Source organism: Nonomuraea sp. H19 (assembly GCF_052068215.1).
Classification (GTDB): domain Bacteria; phylum Actinomycetota; class Actinomycetes; order Streptosporangiales; family Streptosporangiaceae; genus Nonomuraea.
The window spans coordinates 110967-127354 of record NZ_JBQHCV010000021.1 but is presented as its reverse complement, the minus strand read 5'-3'; the positions used below and the strand labels follow the sequence as shown (position 1 = coordinate 127354).

Here is a 16388-nt window from a genome sequence, read left to right as displayed (position 1 = left end):
CAACACAAAGCACGTGGCGCGACGGTCAGCGCACCGGCACTCTTGCCGGTGCCAGGGAGTGATGGAACACCCGCCGGCCGGCGGCGACCCGCCCGGGTTCGGGTACGTGGCGGGCGGCCTGCTCGCGGGCATGGAGCCGGATCAAATCGGGCATGCGGTAGCGACCAGGCCCAGCGGATTCGAGGAGGTGGGCGTCCAAGAGACGGTTGAGCGCGGCTTCCGCCCTGTGCTCCGGCCAGCCGGTGAGAGCGCATGCGGCAGCCGCTGTGTAGCCGGGGGTTTCCAGGAGGCCGAGCAGGAGGAGCACGTGGGCGGCGTCGCGGCCCGCGGGTTCTTGCTGGAGGTGCTGAAGGCTGACCGCGATGCTGGTGCGGATGCTCAGGTCGGCGTGTTCGAGAGCATCGAGGCGGTGGGCGGGATCGGTGAGCTGATCGGCCAGATGGGACAACGTCCAGTCGGGACGGGCGACCAGGCGTGCCGCCGAGATGCGGAGCGCGAGGGGGAGGCCGCTGCATTGCAGGACGATCTGCTGCGCCGCCTCTGGCTCGGCATGGACGCGGCCGGGATCCACGAGGCGGGCGAACAGGGCGATGGCGTCGGCGTGGTCGAGCTCGGTCAGGTGCAGAGGGCTCGCACTGTCGAGCGTGGCAATGATCTGGCGGCTGGTGACGATGACCGCACAGGCGGGCCCGGCGGGGACGAGGTGCCGGACCTGGTCGGCGTCGAGCGCGTTGTCGAGGACGATGAGGAGGTTGCGTGTCAGGGTGAGGGAGCGGTAGAGGACGGCGGCCTCCTCCAAGCTGGGCGGTATGGCGGTGCCGTCAACGCCGAGCGAGCGCAGTAGCCGGCTCAGGGCCTCGAACGGCGACACCGGCCGGCGCCCGGCGGTGGCGGCATGCAGGTCGACGTAGAGGACGCCGTCGGCGAAGCGGTCGGCGACGGCGTGCGCGGCGTGGACGGCCAACGCGGATTTGCCGATCCCGCCGGGACCGTCGATCGCGGCGACTGCGGGCAGCCCGGGCGCGGTGCCGGTGAGCGTGTCGTGCAGCCACGCGACCTCCGCGGCGCGGGCGGTGAATGCCCGGGTGCCGGCGGGGAGTTCGGCCGGGATGGCGGGCTCGGTGAGCGTGGTTCGCTGCGCCGCCGAGGCGAGCTCGAGTGCGGGATCCCGCCGGAGCACCGCCTGCTGCAGCCGACGCAGCGCCGCTCCCGGTTCGATGCCCAGCTCGTCGACCATGAGGCGGCGAGTCTCCTGGTACGCCGCGAGAGCTTCGGACGATCGGGAGGCCCGGTACAGCGCCAGCATCAACTGGGCGCGAGGACGTTCTCGCAGCGGGTGGGCCTCGGTATGGGCGGTGAGCGTCGGCACCACCGCGTGATGATCACCGGCCGCCAGGCGGAGGTCGAAGTGGTCCTCCAGTGCGGTGAGGCGCTCCTCTTGCAAACGGGCGGACTCGATCTCCGCCCAAGGGGCGGTCACGCCGGCCAGTGCGTCACCCCGCCACAGCGCCAGAGCCTGCCGGAACAGCCTGTCCGCCGTCGCGAGCTCGCCCTGGGACCGTGCGGCGCCTGCCTGGCGGGCCAGGAGCGTGAACAGGTGGGCGTCGATGCTCTCGCGGTCGAGGTTCAGCTGGTATCCGCCGGAAACGGTCTCGATGATCTCGTCGTCCTGGTGCGGTGAAAGCAGGTCGCGAAGCTTCGACACTACGATGTGCAGTTGCTTGCCCGGTGTAGCCACCGTGCTCTGGCCCCACACATCGGCGAGGAGTTGCTCCGCGGGGACCGCCCGGCCGACGCTCAGTGCCAGCCTGGCCAGGAGCCCAACCCGCCGCTCACCGGTCAGCCTCACCGGCTCACCGTTCGCCGTGACCTCCCATGATCCCAGGAGTTTGATCTCCAGTCCCATCGGGGCTCTCCCTGTCGTATCGCGTAGAGGCGGCAAACCGACACAAAATCTGCGCTGGGGCGGGGAAGGAGGCATGCGCTCCTGAGAGCAGCACAGTCAGGCCCGCAATCGGGGACGTCGGCGCAGAGCGCGAACGCCTCAAGTGCCGCTTCTGCCACTCCGAATGATTGTGCTGGCCCTTGGACGCTGCCAGGGGAAAGGGCGTCATCACCCATCCCGCCGTCGGCTACTCCGTGACCGCCCCCGTCAAGTGGCCACGAGGCCCGGACTGCGACGCCGCCACATCGGACGGACCGAATCGACTCACTTCACTCGCAAGTCCTCACTGAATCCGCGAGTGACCGTGAACGTGCCCGTCGCGAAGATCAACGACAAAGACGAGAACCCCCTATGGCCTTCACATTCTTTCCCGAGGCGGATATCCACGACTGACCGCCACTCTAGGAAGGCACAGGGCACGCCGGTGTCCGGTGAACGCCCTACAACGAGGTTTCCGCTTCGTTGAGCTCAGTGAGCGTGATGATCCCGTCGTCGAGGGCGCGGCCGACGAGTCCGCTCTTGGTACCGGCGGCCCGTCCCACGTTGGCGTATTTCACGCGGACTCGCGCGATGTAAGTGTCAACAGTCTTGACGGTGATGTTGAGCTTCGCAGCGACGAGCTCCTTGGACGAGGAGACGAACCACGCCCGCAGTACCTCGGTTTCGCGCTGGGACAGGCGCGGCCGGTCCGGCGCGTCGTTGGAGACGAGCGCCCCGGACAGCGACGGCGCGGTGTAGGGCTCGCCCTGCGCGGCCGCCCGGATGGCGGGCACCAGGTGCTCCGGTCCCTCCCGCTTGGTCAGGTAGGCGAGCGCGCCGAGGTCGACGCATTTGATCGCGGTCGCATCGTCGGCGTGCTGTGAATACACGATCACGCGCCTGCCGCTGTCGACGAGCCGACGGAGCTCTCCGAATTCGGGTCTCCCCGGCACCAGCTCCAAATCGAAGATCACCACGTCGGCGTCGGCGCCGGGTCCGGTCCATACACCGGCGAGCCGGTCCCCGGCGTCGATGAGTTCGATCGGTGGCACGGCCTGGGAGCACCAGTAGCGGACGCCAGCCGCGATGGCCGCGTGATCGTCGACGATCACCACGGTGATCAGCTCGTCGGCTGCCATTGGGCCTCCATCCAGATCGTGTCGTCGTTGCGCAACGCCTCGACTCGTACGCCGGGTGTCGCCGGGCTCGGCACGTTCACCTCGCCGCAGTCCGCGACGACGCTGACCGACACCAGGTCCGCGGTGCCCACAACGGTGACCCGCGCTCGGGACGCGGCGGTGGCGAGTACGGTGAGCACCGCCTCGGTGAGATCGCGCCGGACGGCCACAGGCGGCGCGGGCCATTGGCCACGCGCGTCCAGTTCCACCACGACGCCCTTGCGGTCCGCCACATCGGCGCAGTGGCGCAGCTCGTGCAGCAGGGGATTCGAGACGGTGTCGGCCTCGGCGAACAGCCGCCGCATCCGGGCGGCCTCGATGGCGCAGTGCCGCTGGACCACCGGGTCCTCGGGGCGCAGCGAACCGTCGGCGAGCCCCTCCAGCAGCGGAATCGTGGTCGCCGACAGCTCGGCGTACCGCTCCTGCCTGCGGCGGTGTGACTCGGCCGCGACGGCCTCGGCGACGCGCACCCGCTCGATCTCCCGCTGGGAGACCGCTGCCGCCGCGCTGAGGCCGTGCAGGACGGCCGCCGCCACCGCCACACACAGCGGGAAGCCGAACACGGTCACCGAGCCCGTGGCGAACCGGGCCAGCGCCTGCCGGCTGGGCTCGTCGAACAGCAGCAGGTGCACCAGGGCCGTGAGCTCGTGGGCGAGCAGGAACGCCGCCGAGCTCCGCAAGGGACGGTCCAGCAGCACGACGACACCCACCCAGTTGGCGGCGCCGAAAATCCAGTCCGGGCCGGTCGACGTGCGCCCATCCGGCAGCGTCGCGTACGACAGCGCGGACGCGACCAGCACGACGGCGATGGCGGCCCAGCGAAGCCGCCCCCACGACCGCCGCCGCACGAGCAGCGTGGCCTCCCCGGCGAGCACGGCCCCCAGCGCCGTGAGGGCGGCCACCTGCGCCAGCGCCGGCTCGTAGGAGTCCAGGTGACGCAGCATGTTGGCCAGCCCGAGCCCGAACACGATCGCCACGGCGACGAGCAGCGTCGCGATCCGCAGGCCGTGCCGTAACTGCGCCCGCGTCCGCTCCTCGACGGCGTCACTCATCACCGGCCCGCCATTCCAGCCGTACGACGGTGCCCTTGCCCTCGGCGGAGGTGATCGTGGCTGTGCCGCCGATGCGGCCCATCCTGCCGCGCACGGACTCGCGCAGGCCGCGCCGGGTGTCCGGCACCTCCGCGGGCGAGAATCCCTTCCCCTGATCGGCGATGTCGAGCCACAGCGCCCGGGCGTCTCCACGCAGCCGGACGGTCGCCCGCGTCGTGCCCGCGTGGCGGCGTACGTTGGTGAGGGCCTCCCCTGCCGCGTCGGCGATGGCCCTGGCGACGTCGAACGGGAGCACCAGCCGCGAGGGCGCGTCGAACTCCACGCTCAGATGCGTCGCGTCGAGGTCGTCGCGCAGCAGGCCGGCGAGGTCGGCGTGCCGGGGCGCCCGCCCGCTGTCGGAGCGCAGCCGGTCCAGGTCGCGGCGGGCCTGCGGGGCCAGCCAGTCCGCCTCGGAGCGCACCTGGCCGATGCCGACCATCAGCAGGGTCGTGGCCGCGGTGTCGTGCAGGGAGTTGACGAGCTCGCGTTCCTCGGCGCGCACGGCCGCGGCCACCAGCGACTCGCCGCGCGCCCGCGCGGCCTCGGCGGCCATCCGGTCGGCCCGTTCCGCGGCGTGGTGGACGAGCACCCAGGCCGCTCTGGACAGCGCGGCCGCCGGCAGTGCCCACACCTGCCCTCTGATCAAGCTCCCGTCCACTTCCGCCGCTCCCGCAGCGGCGAGGAGCGCCACCGGCCCGCCCCCGGCCACAAGCGCCGCCACGCCGCCTGCCAGCGGTGAGGTGTGCCACTGGCACGTCACGCAGGCGAAGACGACCAGCAGCCGCAGCCACCCGGTGTTGCGGTCCTCGACGGCGTCGGTCCAGAAGACGCTGGCGAACAAGCCCAGCAGGACGGCCACGTCGAGGGCGACCGGCCCGGTCCCCTGGCCCGCGCGCAGCCACCATACGTAGCCGCAGGTCCAGGCCGCCGCGACGGCGACCACGGAAGCGGTGGACGCCAGGTGCTCGGGAGGCGCCCGGAACAGGGCGATCGCACAGATCGGAACCAGCGTCGCCAGACGCACAGCGGCCGCGTACCGGCGGCCGAACCGCACCAGCAGCCGCGCCGCTTCTCCCGCCACTCCATCACCTCGCTGTGACGCAGCTTAACTACTCGACCCGCGCTGGGTCGGAACGTCTTGTTGGATAGGCCGATGCATCAGTGGCGTAGCACTGTCAGGTTTGTCGCGGTGTCGGTGATGGTGAGCCGGCCCTGGCCCCCGATCGGGAAGGTGGCCAAGGGGTAGGTATGGCCGACGTCGATGTTGGCCAGGACGGGGATGCCGGTCAGTGCCGGTTGGGAGCCGACGATCTGTTCCAGCAGTGGGCGAGACATGCGACTGGCGTGCTGGAACCGTCCGATCGCCAGTCCGCGGATTCCCGGAGCGTCGGGAAGCTGCAGCAGCGAGGTCAGGCCGCGGGCGAAAGTCGCCGGATGTGACTCCAAGTCGTCCTCGACGATCACTATCGCGCCATCGAGGGATGGCATGTAGGGGGTGCCTTGCAGCAGGTTCAGCGTGCTGAGATTACCGCCGACGAGGTGTCCCTCGGCGGTGCCGGGCCGAATCGACCACCATCCGTCGTTGGGGATGAGCACGCGCTTGTCCTGGTCGAGGAACCAGAGATCGTCGCTCCATCGCGCCGCCGGCGCCAGAGTGATCGGAGCGGTGTCGAACATGACCGAGGTGAACCAGCGCAGGGTCTGCTCGAAATGGTCTCTCATCCCGAACGTCGACCAATGAGGGCCGGAGTAGGTGACCAGCCCGGTTCGCGTGAGGATGGCGTTCTGCAGGGCGGTGATGTCGGAGTATCCGCACAAGATCTTCGGGTTGGCGCGAATCAGCTCCCAGTCCAGGAACGGCAGGAGCTCGTTGCAGTTGTAGCCGCCGATGACCGTCAGGATCGCCGCCACCGACGGGTCCGCGAAGGCCTCGTGCAGGTCGGCGACCCGTGAGGCGACGCTGGAGGAGTCGAGCGCGTCTCGCTCGTCGACATGGCTGCCATAGGAGAGCGTCAGGCCCAGCTCGGCGAACCGAGACCTGATGATGTCAGTGTGGTCGTGCTCCATCACCATCGCGCGGGACCTGGCCGGCGCCACCACTCGTACGACGTCGCCCTCGTTCAGTTTGAGAGGGAAGATCACATCCATCACTGCCGCAGCCTAACGGGCGAAGGCAGGCCGAACGGGATCTTTTACTCCGTAGGTTCCGGGTCCGAGCCCCTGATCCACTTTCCCGGCCGGCGTCGGCGTGCCGCCCGCATGGCGGCGCGCATGGACGGACGTTGATCGGGTAGACCGGGCACCATGTCCGATTCGCGTTACCAGGGCTGGTTACTGAGCGGCCGCTACCGGCTGCTGTCCGAGCTCGGCCGGGGCGGCATGGGCCGAGTCTGGCATGCCCACGACGAACTGCTGGATCGCCCGGTCGCGGTCAAGGAGGTCACCCTGGACCACCGGCCGCAGCCCGAACGCGAGGCGCTGCTCGGCCGGACCATGCGCGAAGCGCGACTGGCCGCCCGGCTGAGCCACCCGCACATCGCCGCCGTCTACGACGTGGTGGTGGCTGACGAGCGGCCATGGATCATCCTGCAACTCGTCTCCGCCCCCACCCTGGCCGACGTCCTCGCCGAACAGGGGCCGCTGCCCCCCGCCACCGTGGCCCGGATCGGCCTGCAGGTGCTGGACGCACTGCAGGCCGCGCACGCCGCCGGGATCGTGCACCGCGACGTCAAACCCGCCAACATCCTGCTGGACGCCGACCACCACGCGGTGCTGACAGACTTCGGGCTGGCCACCAGCCTGCAGGAATCCACCGACCTCACCCAGGCGGGCACGGTCGTCGGCACCCCGGCCTACATCGCTCCCGAACGCGTCCAGGGCGGCCCGCCCACCCCGCAGGCCGACCTGTGGTCGCTGGGCATCACGCTGTACACCGCCGTCGAAGGCCACACTCCGTTCGATCAGGGCAGCTTCCTGGCCACCCTCAGCGCGGTGCTCGCCACCGACCCCGCCCCCTTCGAACGCGCCGGCCCTCTGGCCCCGCTCATCACCGGCCTGCTGGCCAAAGACCCCGACCGCCGCACCGACAGCGACGACGCCGGCCGGCACCTTCACCGCATCAGCGCCCCGCACCCCGAGCACCTCCCGGACACCCAGGACCTCCCGCACACCTACACCCTCGCGCTCCAGCCGGCCACGGCGGCAACCACCTCACCGCCATCCCACCCGGCCGACCCCTCTTCCGCCAGGCGCCCAGCCCCTGCCCGGTCCGACGACCGCCCATCGGCCCACCGCACGTCCCCCAAGCCGGCCGGACACCGGCGGCCGGGCACGTACGCGCGGCAGGCCGCGACCGTGGCGGCGCTGATCATCAGCGTTCTGGCCACCACCTCCTGGCCGAACGAGCCACTCAGCCAGCCGCCCGCCGATCGGCGGCCCGATGCCGGCGCGCCCGCCACGTCGCCGCCCATCGGCATCTTGCAGGCCCAGCCGGTGACCATCAGGCGCAGCACCCCTGCCACCCGACACCCTGCCGATCCGCCTGCCGCAGGCACAGATGCAGCGTCCCTGCCACCGGGCCAGGCCAAGAAGACCGCCGTCAAGGGGGGACAGGCCAAACGCGGGCACAAGCCACTGCCCCCAGGCAAGGGCTACAAGTGACCAGGTCCCGAGCCGCGGCGGACGGGAAAGTCCGATGCGTTGGGGTGCGGCGGAGGCGGTGACGCTCATGTTCAGGGGGTCTTTCAGCTGATGATGGGGGAGGCGATGACGACGGTGACGTCGGCCGCCTCGGGGCCGGTGCGGTAGACGTGCGGGGCATCTCCCGCGAAGGCGAGCAGGTCGCCGGGGTGCAGGTCGGTGGGGGCGTCGGCGGGTCCGGCGGTGAGGCGTCCGGAAGAGACGAGCAGGTGCTCGATAGTGCCGGTCGCGTGCGGAACGCCGTCCAGGTGCGTGCCGGGGGGCATGCGCAGCCGCCAGATTTCCAGGCTGTTGCCGCTGCTGATACGACGCAGCAGCTCTCGTCCCACTTCGCCGTCGGCCAGGTCGGTGCCGGGCACGTACACCGGTCCGGGATCGATGTCGCGGGCCAGAAGGTCGGTCAGCGGGATGCGCAGGGCGATCGCGAGGGCGTCGAGGGTCTCAATGGTCGGGTTGCCCCGTCCGGCCTCCAACTGCGACAGCGTCGCCTTGCTCAAGCCGGCCCGGCGGGCCAGCTCGGCACTGCTCATGCCACGCTGCTCGCGGCGCTGGCGGATCTGCGCCCCGACCGCGATCGCGGTGCTGCTGGCGGGCCTACGCTCGCCTGACAGCGGAGTCATGACCGCTCCCGGTGGGCGGTGCTGTAGGAGACGCGGATCCGGCCCTTCTTGACCTTCAGCGTCGGCAGCACGACGCCCGAAGCCGGTGACTCTGCGAAGCTCCGCCCACAGATGGTGCGGGCACTGCGAGGCGGCGATCACGGCCGGGGTTCCATGTCGTCGACGCGGCCAATCGGCGCCGAGTGGTTGTTGACCGTCATCGGTGCCATGCCCCACGTTGGCGGGGTTCTGTCGCCTCATGGTGGCGTCTGAGATCTCGCATCCGCCGGTGGTACGGCGTGTGCCCACGCCTTCTGGCCCACTACCAGGAGAAACCGACTGTTGACAGGGTGCCCGCGGCGCTATCAGTATCCCTTCAATGGTTGCGCAACCATCACATCCCTTTCTCCATCCCCGTGAACCCCCCACCTTGAAGGAGAACGTATGCGCATGGCTGCGCTGACACGCGGGCTGATCCCGCGTGCGGTAGCAGCGGCCGTCCTGCTGGCGAGCCCCCTTATCGCGGTGCTCGCCCAGCCGGCCGCTGCAAATCCCCTGGCAACGAGCGACTTCCGCGGGGTGAACTGGGCCGATCCGCGGGACAACTACGCGGCCGACCCGGTCGTGCCGACCGGCCTGTCCACCTCCGACGGCTACACCGCCACCCACGCCAAGGCGAAGCGGATCGTCTCAGGATTCCGGTCCGTCCTGGGCGCCAACACCGTACGGATGCCGATCAATCCCTCAAGCGTGGGGACCTCCTGGTGGTCCTCCTATACCGGCGCGATCGATGCCGCGCTCGGCCATGGCATGAAGGTCATCCTCAGCTACTGGGAGGCCAACAGCAGCAAGGACGGCAAAATTGACGACATGGCGGCGTGGAACGCCATGTGGGACACCGTCGTCCGCAAATACGGCAAGAACCCCCGCGTCTACTTCGAGCCGATGAACGAGCCGTTCGGCTACAGCCTGGACCAGTGGGTCACGATCAACGTCGACTGGCTGGCCGCGCACCGCCACGTGCCACGCGGACGGCTCATCGTCAGCGGCACCGGCTACAACGACAACGTCACCGGAGTCGGCGCCGCACCCGAGCTCCAGGGCACACTGCTGTCACTGCACTTCTACGGTTTCTGGGCCAGTCACACCACCGAGGCCGAGTGGAAGGCCAACCTGGCCCCGCGAATCGGCGAGTACGCCCACCGCACCCTCATCGACGAGGCCGGCGCTCCGATGACCACCGGGCTCAACTACGGCGCGTGGAACGGCAACGTCTACACCTCCTACTTCGCCGCCGTGACGAACACGGCCCGGGACAATCGGATGGGCCTGGTCTACTGGCCCGGACTCCGTGCCGGGGACGCCTACTCGCTGCTCTCCCAGGAGGCCGACGGCCGTCTGGTGCCCAACAGCGCCACCGGTCTCGCCCAGTTGAAGTGGGGCTGGGGCATCGGGGACGAGCCGCCGGTCAACGACGATCCGCCCGCCCCGCCCGGCGAGGTACTCAGGGGAGTCGGCTCGAACCGATGCGTCGACGTGCCCGGATGGAGCACCGCCAACGGCACCCAGCTCGACCTGTGGGACTGCAACGACGGCGCCAACCAATCCTGGAACCACTCCGCCGACGGCACGTTCATGGTCTACGGCAACAAGTGCATGGAGATCGGCGGCGACGGCGTCTCACCGGGCAGTCCCGTACAGATCAACGACTGCGCCGGCACGCCTGTCCAGAAATGGGTGATCAACGCCGACCTGACCATCACCAACCCGGCGACCAACCTGTGCCTGCAGGCCGCCGGCGCCGGAACGGGCAACGGCACGCTGATCGACGTGGGGCAGTGCAGCGGCGCTGCCAACCAGCAGTGGAGGCGTTCGTAAGCGTCCATACCGCGTGACACGGAGGCGAGACCAGATGACCGGTCTCGCCACCGCGTCATGCGGGAGGTGGAGGCGCGGTGCTCTGCCGGACGACCAAGGAGGTCGGCACGATGTGGGTGCGCAGCGCACCAGTGTGGTGGCGGATCGCGTCCAGCAGACTGTCCACGCAGAGCCGCCCGATCTCGTCGAAGTCCTGGCGGACGGTGGTCAGCGGTGGCCAGAACGAGGCCGAGTCCTCCATGTCGTCGAAGCCGACCACGCTGACTTCGCCCGGAATGGACCGGCCGGCCTCGTGCAGGGCCCGCATCGCCCCGAGCGCCATCTGGTCGTTCGCGGCGAAGATCGCCGTGACCGACGGGTCCGCGGCCAGTGTCTTGCCGTGCAGGTAGCCGGACTGAGTGCTCCAGTCGCCGGCGAGCATGTGCGGCGCGCGGATACCCGCCGCACGCAAGGTCTCCTTCCACGCCTTCGCCCGCGCGGCGGCCGCGAACGACCGCATCGGACCGGCGATGTGCCAGACATGGCGATGCCCCAGCGACAGCAGATGCTCGGTGGCCAGCCGCGCGCCGCCCGCCTGATCGCTGTCCACCACACAGAATTCCGACGCCCCGCCCGAGTCGGCCACCACGATCGGGATGCCGGGCGGGAGGGACAGCTGCTCGCCGCCGAGCAGCCGCGCTTCCATGATCACGATGACGCCGTCGACGGCCTGCATCTTCAACCTGGCGACGGCGCTGTGCACCTCGTCCTGGCTGGTAGAGGGGGCGGTCAGCAACGTCACCGCTTGGCCCTGCCGTTCGGCCGCCGCGACGGTCGCCGCGACGGTGCGGGCGTTGCCGTACGTCGCCATCGTGAACGTTATGACGCCGATCGTGCCGAAGCGGCCAGTGGCCAGGGCACGTGCTGCGGTGTTGGGCTGGTAGCCCACCTGGGCCATGGCGTCGAGCACCTTCTTGCGGGTGGACTCTCGTACCTTGTCCTGGGCGTTGGCCACGCGGGAGACGGTGATCGGGGCAACGCCCGCGACGCGTGCCACGTCGATCAGCGATGGCCGCTTTCGCGGCCCCATCGGCTTCTCGCTCAACGCCGGCTTCTCCTGCGGGGTCTGGGTGAGGCGCCAGGTAACCGATCAAGTGGCGTAGCACCGACCTGAATGGTAACGGAAACGAAACCCATGATTCGCGGGCGCAAGGTGCGTAGTGATGGGAGCTCCATACCTGCATCTGGGACGGCGGCGTACTCGCGGATCGTCGCGGGGGCGAATTCCACGACTTGCCTGATTGCTTATCGATATCGCAGGCCTGCGTATGGCGTCGGCGGGTAGGCGTTACCGGACACCCGACAGCAAGGAGGTCGACATGACCTACACCGAGAAGATGCTGGACGCCTATCCGGCCCAGATCAACCTCGACCACAGGCAGTTGGCTGCCGTCATCGACGCGCTCGAATCCTGCGCCCAGGCATGTACGGCCTGCGCCGACGCGTGCCTGTCGGAGCCCGCCGACCGGTTGGCGATGCTCAGCCGATGCATTCGTGACAACCTCGACTGCGCCGCCATCTGCTCGACCACGGCGGCGGTCCTGTCGCGGCACACCGGCTACGACGCCAACCTTTCCCGGGCACAGGTGCAGGCCGCGATCCAGGCGACAAAGAGCTGCGGCGACTCCTGCGCCGAGCACAGCAGCCGGCACGAGCACTGCCGCATCTGCGCCGAGGCCTGCCGGGAAACCGAGCAGGCGCTCAACGCCCTGCTGCCCCAGCTGGAGCCGACATCGGCGACCGGTCCGCCCAGCCAGAGCCGCCCGCAGCAACAGCAGCAGCAGTCGCGCTAGGGCGCACGTACTGGACGAACTCTGCGCCAGCAGGGGGTGAATACGCCACTGGCACCCAACGGGAGGCCTGCGCATGACGCAGGTCTCCCTTCGGTATTCCAAAGTGCAGTGCGTCAACCCGGGTTGACCCCGATTGGTTTCGTCAACTATGGTTGCCGCCATGTCGCTGCGGACAGATCGCCATTTCTCCCAAGCCCGGTGATCGTCTACCGCGCTGGGAGTCCTGAGACGTCTGGCCGATCGGATGGGGGGGCGTCGCTGTCGAGCCGGCGATCCGCGACGGCGCCACGTGTCGACAGTCAAGAGACCCCTCCCGACGAGAAGAATCGATGAGAGCTCTGAAGATCCCGAGCGCGACGTCCGCCTACCTGTTGTGTGGCGCGATTGGCGGCCCCTTGTTCGTCATCGCCTTCCTCCTCGAAGGTGCCACCCGGGCCGACTACGATCCGCTCCGGCATCCAGTCAGCTCTCTGGCGCTGGGGCCGTATGGGTGGACGCAGGTCGCCAACTTCGTCATCACCGGCCTGCTGATGTTCTTGTTCGCCATCGGCCTGCGCCGAGGTCTTCACGCTGTCGGGCGACGCTCGACCTGGGGGCCGCTGCTGGTGGGGGCGTACGCGATGGGACTTGTCGGTGCCGGCGTCTTCGTGACCGATCCGGTCAGCGGCTACCCGCGTGGTACGCCCGCCCAAGGCGTGCACACCTGGCACGGCATCCTGCACGACTTCCCCTTCTCGCTGCTGGTCTTCGCCGCGCTGACCGGCGCGTGCTTCGTCTTCGCCCGGCGCTTCGCCGGTTGGGGCGAACGCGGGTGGGCGCTCTACTCGGCCGCCACGGGCGCCCTGGTCGCGATCGGCTTCTTCCTGTCCGGTCAGGCCTTTGCCCAGGTTGCAGGTCTCGCCGAGATCGGCGGGCTGCTTCAGCGACTGACCATCGCCGTCGGCTGGGCGTGGCTGGCCCTGCTCGCCGTCCATCTGCGCAACGCCGGCAGTCCAGCCCTCGCTCCTGCCGTGTAGCCCCACCGCCGGGTGGCCGACGACGTCAAATGACCGACGCCTGAGCTCACCGAGTTAGTTATCCAACTCACTATGGACACAAGCGGGAGGGGGTCGCTATGGTTGCGGAGTCAGTCAGACAACTAACTAACTGCACGGGATGGAACGATGATCGTAGTAACGGGTGCCACCGGCAATGTCGGGCGCGAGCTGGTCAGCCTGCTCACCGCCGCAGGCGAGCAGGTGACCGCGGTTTCCCGCCGGCCCGCCCCGCTTCCGGAAGGGGCCCGGCTCGGCCAGGCCGATCTGGCCGAGCCCGACGGGTTGAAGGCCGCCTTCGATGGGGCCGACGCATTGTTCCTGCTGGTCGCCGGGCCGGACGCGCAGGCCATCCTCGATGCGGCCAAGGCGGGCGGGATCCGCCGCGTTGTGCTGCTCTCCTCCCAGGGCGCCGGAACCCGGCCCCATGTCTACCCCCACCCCGTCGCCTTCGAGGAGGCGGTGCGCGGCTCGGGGCTGGACTGGACGATCCTGCGGCCGGGCGGTTTCGACTCCAACGCCTTCGCCTGGGCCGAGCCGATCCGCGCACACGGCATCGCCGCCGCGCCGTTCGGCGACGTCGGCTTGCCGACCATCGACCCGGCCGACATCGCCGCGGTCGCGGCCGCGGTGCTGCGCGAGGACGGGCACTCAGGGCGTACGTACGAACTCACCGGGCCGCAGGCGGTCACCCCCCGCGAGCGCGCGGCCGCGATCGGCGAGGCGCTGGGTACGGAGGTGCGCTTCGTCGAGCAGACCCGCGAGGAGGCCCGGGCGCAGATGCTGCAATTCATGCCCGAACCGGTCGTCGAGGGCACCCTGGCCATCCTCGGTACGCCGACCGCCGCCGAGCAGCAGGTCAGCCCCGACGTGGAGCGGATTCTGGGCCGCGCGCCGCGTGCGTTCGCCGACTGGGCCGCTCGCAACATCGCCGCCTTCCGGTGAGCAGGCCGTCCGGCTCAGTCGAGTCATTCCTGGCCGAGCCCCACGTGGCCACCCTGACCACCTTGCGACCCGACGGCAGTCCGCACGTGGTGGCCGTGCGCTTCACCTGGGACGCCGACGCGGCGATCGCCCGCGTACTGACCGTCTCCACCTCGCGTAAGGCCCGCAATCTGGCCGCGCCGGGCCGAACCGCGCTCTGCCAGGTCGAGGGGTTCCGCTGGGTCACCCTCGAAGGCGCCGCCACGGTGTCCGACGATCCCCGGCAGGTGGCCGAGGCCGCCCGCCGCTACACCGAACGCTACGGTTCACCGCCGCCGAACCCGCCCGGCCGGGTCGTGATCGAGATCGCGGTGGACCGGACCATGACGCTCAACACCTGAAACGGAACCCCACCATGCCCATCCAGAACGTGCTCGACTCCACGATGTCCTACCAGGAACTCGGTGCGGGCGCGCCGATCGTCCGTCGGCGTGGGCCGCCGCCTGGCCCCCGACCTGATCGGCATGGGGGAGTCGGGCAAGCCCGCCATCGACTACACCTTCGCCGACCACGCCCGCTATCTGGACGCCTGGTTCGACGCGCTCGACCTCGACGACGTGGTGCTCGTCGGCCACGACTGGGGCGGGGCGCTGGCCTTCGACTGGGCCGCCCGCCACCCCGGCCGGGTGCGTGGCATCGCCGTCAACGAGACCATCGTCAAGCCGATGTCCTGGGAGGAGTTCCCCGAGGGCGGCCGCCCGATCTTCGAGGCGATCAAGACCGAGGGCGTGGGGGAGTCCCTGATCCTCGACGACAACGCCTTCATCGAGCAGACCCTGCCCGGCACCGTCGCCACCCCGCTCGCCGAGGAGGACATCGCGGCCTACCTGCGGCCGTACCCCACCAGGGAGAGCCGCCTGCCGCTGCTGCGGTGGGCGCGTTCGATGCCGCTGGGCGGGACGCCCGCCGACGTCGTGGCCAGGGTCGAGGCGTACGACCGATGGCTGGCCACCAGCGTGGAGGTGCCGAAGCTGCTGATCACCTTCCAGCCCGGCCCCGGCGCGATGATGGGTCCCGAGCTCGTCGCGTGGTGCGCGGCCAACATGGCCGGCCTCGAGATCGCGCACCATGAGGCCGTCGCCGGGCACCACTCCCCGGAAGACCATCCCCAGGCCATCGCGGCGGCCATCGCGGACTGGATGGCCAAGCACCGGCTCGCCTGAGCCCACCAGGTTCGGATGGCGGCGATGACCACGGCCTCCAGCTGGGCTGCGTTGGTCAAGTTGTCAAGCAAACGCTTGGTAAGGTCAGGTTGTGCTGCTGGATGGCAAGGTAGCGGTCGTCACCGGGGCGGGTCCCGGGCTGGGGCGGACTCTGGCGCGGCTGCTGAGCGAGGAGGGCGCCAGGGTCGTCGTGGCCGCCCGCACCGCGGCCACCGTGGAGAGGACCGCCGCCGAGGTGCCGGGCGTGCTGGCCGTACCCGCCGACGTGACCGGAATCGATGACGTACAGCGGCTCGCCGACACCGTGATCGAGCGGTTCGGCCGGGTGGACGTGCTGGTCAACGCCGCCTTCCCGGGATCGCACCGCAGGAACGTGCTCGACATGTCCGCCGACGACCTGGAGACCTGGCGCAGGGCCGTCGAGACGGGTGGCTACGGCACGCTGCTGGCCTGCAGGTTCATCGCGCCGCACATGGTGGCCCAGGGCTCCGGCTCGATCGTCAACATCACCTCCATGTCATCCCGCAAGGGCTACGCGGGGCGCAGCGACTACGCAGCGGGCAAGGCCGCCGCGCACCTGTTGTCGCACTGCCTCGCCGACGAGCTCGGGCCGTACGGGGTGCGGGTGAACTGCGTCGCGCCCGGCTGGATCGCCAGCGAGGTGCTGGATGAGTGGATGCGCACCCGAGCCGCGGCGGAAGGCGTGACCTTCGAGGAGATCCACGCGCGTGACGTCTCGGCGATGGCGCTGCGCCGCATCGCCACGGAGGAGGACGTCGCCCGCGCCGTCGTCTACCTCGCCTCCGATCACGCCAAGGCCGTCACGGGCGCCACCATCGACGTCAACGGCGGTCAGCTGTTCACGTGACCGGAACGGGTTTTCGGCTCTTGCCGACGAGCGGACCTGCCGCGGCGCGATCCGCGCAGTGGCGGGCGGGTACGTGCCGAAGGGCGGCAAGTGCACCCTGGTGGGCACCCGGATCGACGGCGGCAACAAGGAAGACCA

General features: G+C 70.0%; 15 protein-coding genes. 8 read left to right on the top strand and 7 right to left on the bottom strand.

Translation table 11 applies throughout. The features are described from left to right. Positions 1 to 25 precede the first annotated feature (25 nt). The 5 genes from ACTMTI_RS38050 to ACTMTI_RS38030 form a co-directional block, all read right to left on the bottom strand. Positions 26 to 1906: a BTAD domain-containing putative transcriptional regulator gene (locus ACTMTI_RS38050; protein WP_441125555.1), complete on the bottom strand. Its 1881-nt coding sequence runs from the start codon at positions 1904 to 1906 to the stop codon at positions 26 to 28. Between the two features lie 479 nt (positions 1907 to 2385). Then, positions 2386 to 3039 (bottom strand): response regulator, encoded by a 654-nt coding sequence (locus ACTMTI_RS38045; protein ID WP_441125554.1) that lies wholly within the window; start codon positions 3037 to 3039, stop codon positions 2386 to 2388. Between the two features lie 5 nt (positions 3040 to 3044). Continuing rightward, entirely contained in the window at positions 3045 to 4154 is a 1110-nt protein-coding gene (locus ACTMTI_RS38040; RefSeq protein ID WP_441125553.1) for a hypothetical protein, read from the bottom strand. Next, a complete protein-coding gene (locus ACTMTI_RS38035; protein ID WP_441125552.1) occupies positions 4147 to 5274 on the bottom strand; it encodes a sensor histidine kinase in 1128 nt (375 codons plus the stop codon). The genes ACTMTI_RS38040 and ACTMTI_RS38035 overlap by 8 nt, the downstream gene beginning before the upstream one ends. Before the next feature lie 77 nt (positions 5275 to 5351). Further along, a complete protein-coding gene (locus ACTMTI_RS38030; protein ID WP_441125637.1) occupies positions 5352 to 6341 on the bottom strand; it encodes a S66 family peptidase in 990 nt (329 codons plus the stop codon). 156 nt (positions 6342 to 6497) lie between these two features. Between ACTMTI_RS38030 and ACTMTI_RS38025 the strand changes: the two genes are divergently transcribed. After that, positions 6498 to 7853, top strand: a complete 1356-nt coding sequence (locus ACTMTI_RS38025; protein WP_441125551.1) for a protein kinase domain-containing protein — start codon at positions 6498 to 6500, stop codon at positions 7851 to 7853. 83 nt (positions 7854 to 7936) lie between these two features. On the opposite strand, the gene ACTMTI_RS38020 is transcribed toward ACTMTI_RS38025, so the two are convergent. Continuing rightward, the gene (locus ACTMTI_RS38020; protein ID WP_441125550.1) at positions 7937 to 8512 is read right to left on the bottom strand and encodes a helix-turn-helix domain-containing protein; all 576 of its coding nucleotides are present in this window, start codon (positions 8510 to 8512) and stop codon (positions 7937 to 7939) included. Positions 8513 to 8941: 429 nt separating this feature from the next. Here ACTMTI_RS38020 and ACTMTI_RS38015 point away from each other — a divergent pair, with 429 nt between their 5' ends. Next, a complete protein-coding gene (locus ACTMTI_RS38015) occupies positions 8942 to 10369 on the top strand; it encodes a ricin-type beta-trefoil lectin domain protein (RefSeq protein ID WP_441125549.1) in 1428 nt (475 codons plus the stop codon). Positions 10370 to 10424: 55 nt separating this feature from the next. Here ACTMTI_RS38015 and ACTMTI_RS38010 read toward each other — a convergent pair whose 3' ends face one another. Then, positions 10425 to 11453, bottom strand: a complete 1029-nt coding sequence (locus tag ACTMTI_RS38010; protein WP_441125548.1) for a LacI family DNA-binding transcriptional regulator — start codon at positions 11451 to 11453, stop codon at positions 10425 to 10427. Between the two features lie 274 nt (positions 11454 to 11727). Here ACTMTI_RS38010 and ACTMTI_RS38005 point away from each other — a divergent pair, with 274 nt between their 5' ends. The 6 genes from ACTMTI_RS38005 (at position 11728) to ACTMTI_RS37980 (ending at position 16250) form a co-directional block, all read left to right on the top strand. Continuing rightward, on the top strand, positions 11728 to 12201 hold the full coding sequence (locus tag ACTMTI_RS38005; protein WP_441125547.1) for a four-helix bundle copper-binding protein: 474 nt from the start codon (positions 11728 to 11730) through the stop codon (positions 12199 to 12201). Positions 12202 to 12530: 329 nt separating this feature from the next. Continuing rightward, positions 12531 to 13217 carry a DUF998 domain-containing protein gene (locus ACTMTI_RS38000; RefSeq protein ID WP_441125546.1) on the top strand — a complete coding sequence of 229 codons (687 nt, stop codon included), beginning with the start codon at positions 12531 to 12533 and terminating at the stop codon, positions 13215 to 13217. 147 nt (positions 13218 to 13364) lie between these two features. After that, positions 13365 to 14180, top strand: coding sequence for an NAD(P)H-binding protein (locus tag ACTMTI_RS37995; protein ID WP_441125545.1), 816 nt, complete (start codon positions 13365 to 13367; stop codon positions 14178 to 14180). Next, positions 14177 to 14560 carry a pyridoxamine 5'-phosphate oxidase family protein gene (locus ACTMTI_RS37990; RefSeq protein ID WP_441125544.1) on the top strand — a complete coding sequence of 128 codons (384 nt, stop codon included), beginning with the start codon at positions 14177 to 14179 and terminating at the stop codon, positions 14558 to 14560. Before ACTMTI_RS37995 ends, ACTMTI_RS37990 begins: the two co-directional genes overlap by 4 nt. Before the next feature lie 63 nt (positions 14561 to 14623). After that, a complete protein-coding gene (locus ACTMTI_RS37985) occupies positions 14624 to 15382 on the top strand; it encodes a haloalkane dehalogenase (protein ID WP_441125543.1) in 759 nt (252 codons plus the stop codon). Between the two features lie 91 nt (positions 15383 to 15473). Continuing rightward, complete coding sequence (locus ACTMTI_RS37980; RefSeq protein WP_441125542.1) at positions 15474 to 16250, top strand: SDR family oxidoreductase; 777 nt, start codon at positions 15474 to 15476, stop codon at positions 16248 to 16250. The last annotated feature ends 138 nt before the right edge of the window (positions 16251 to 16388 follow it).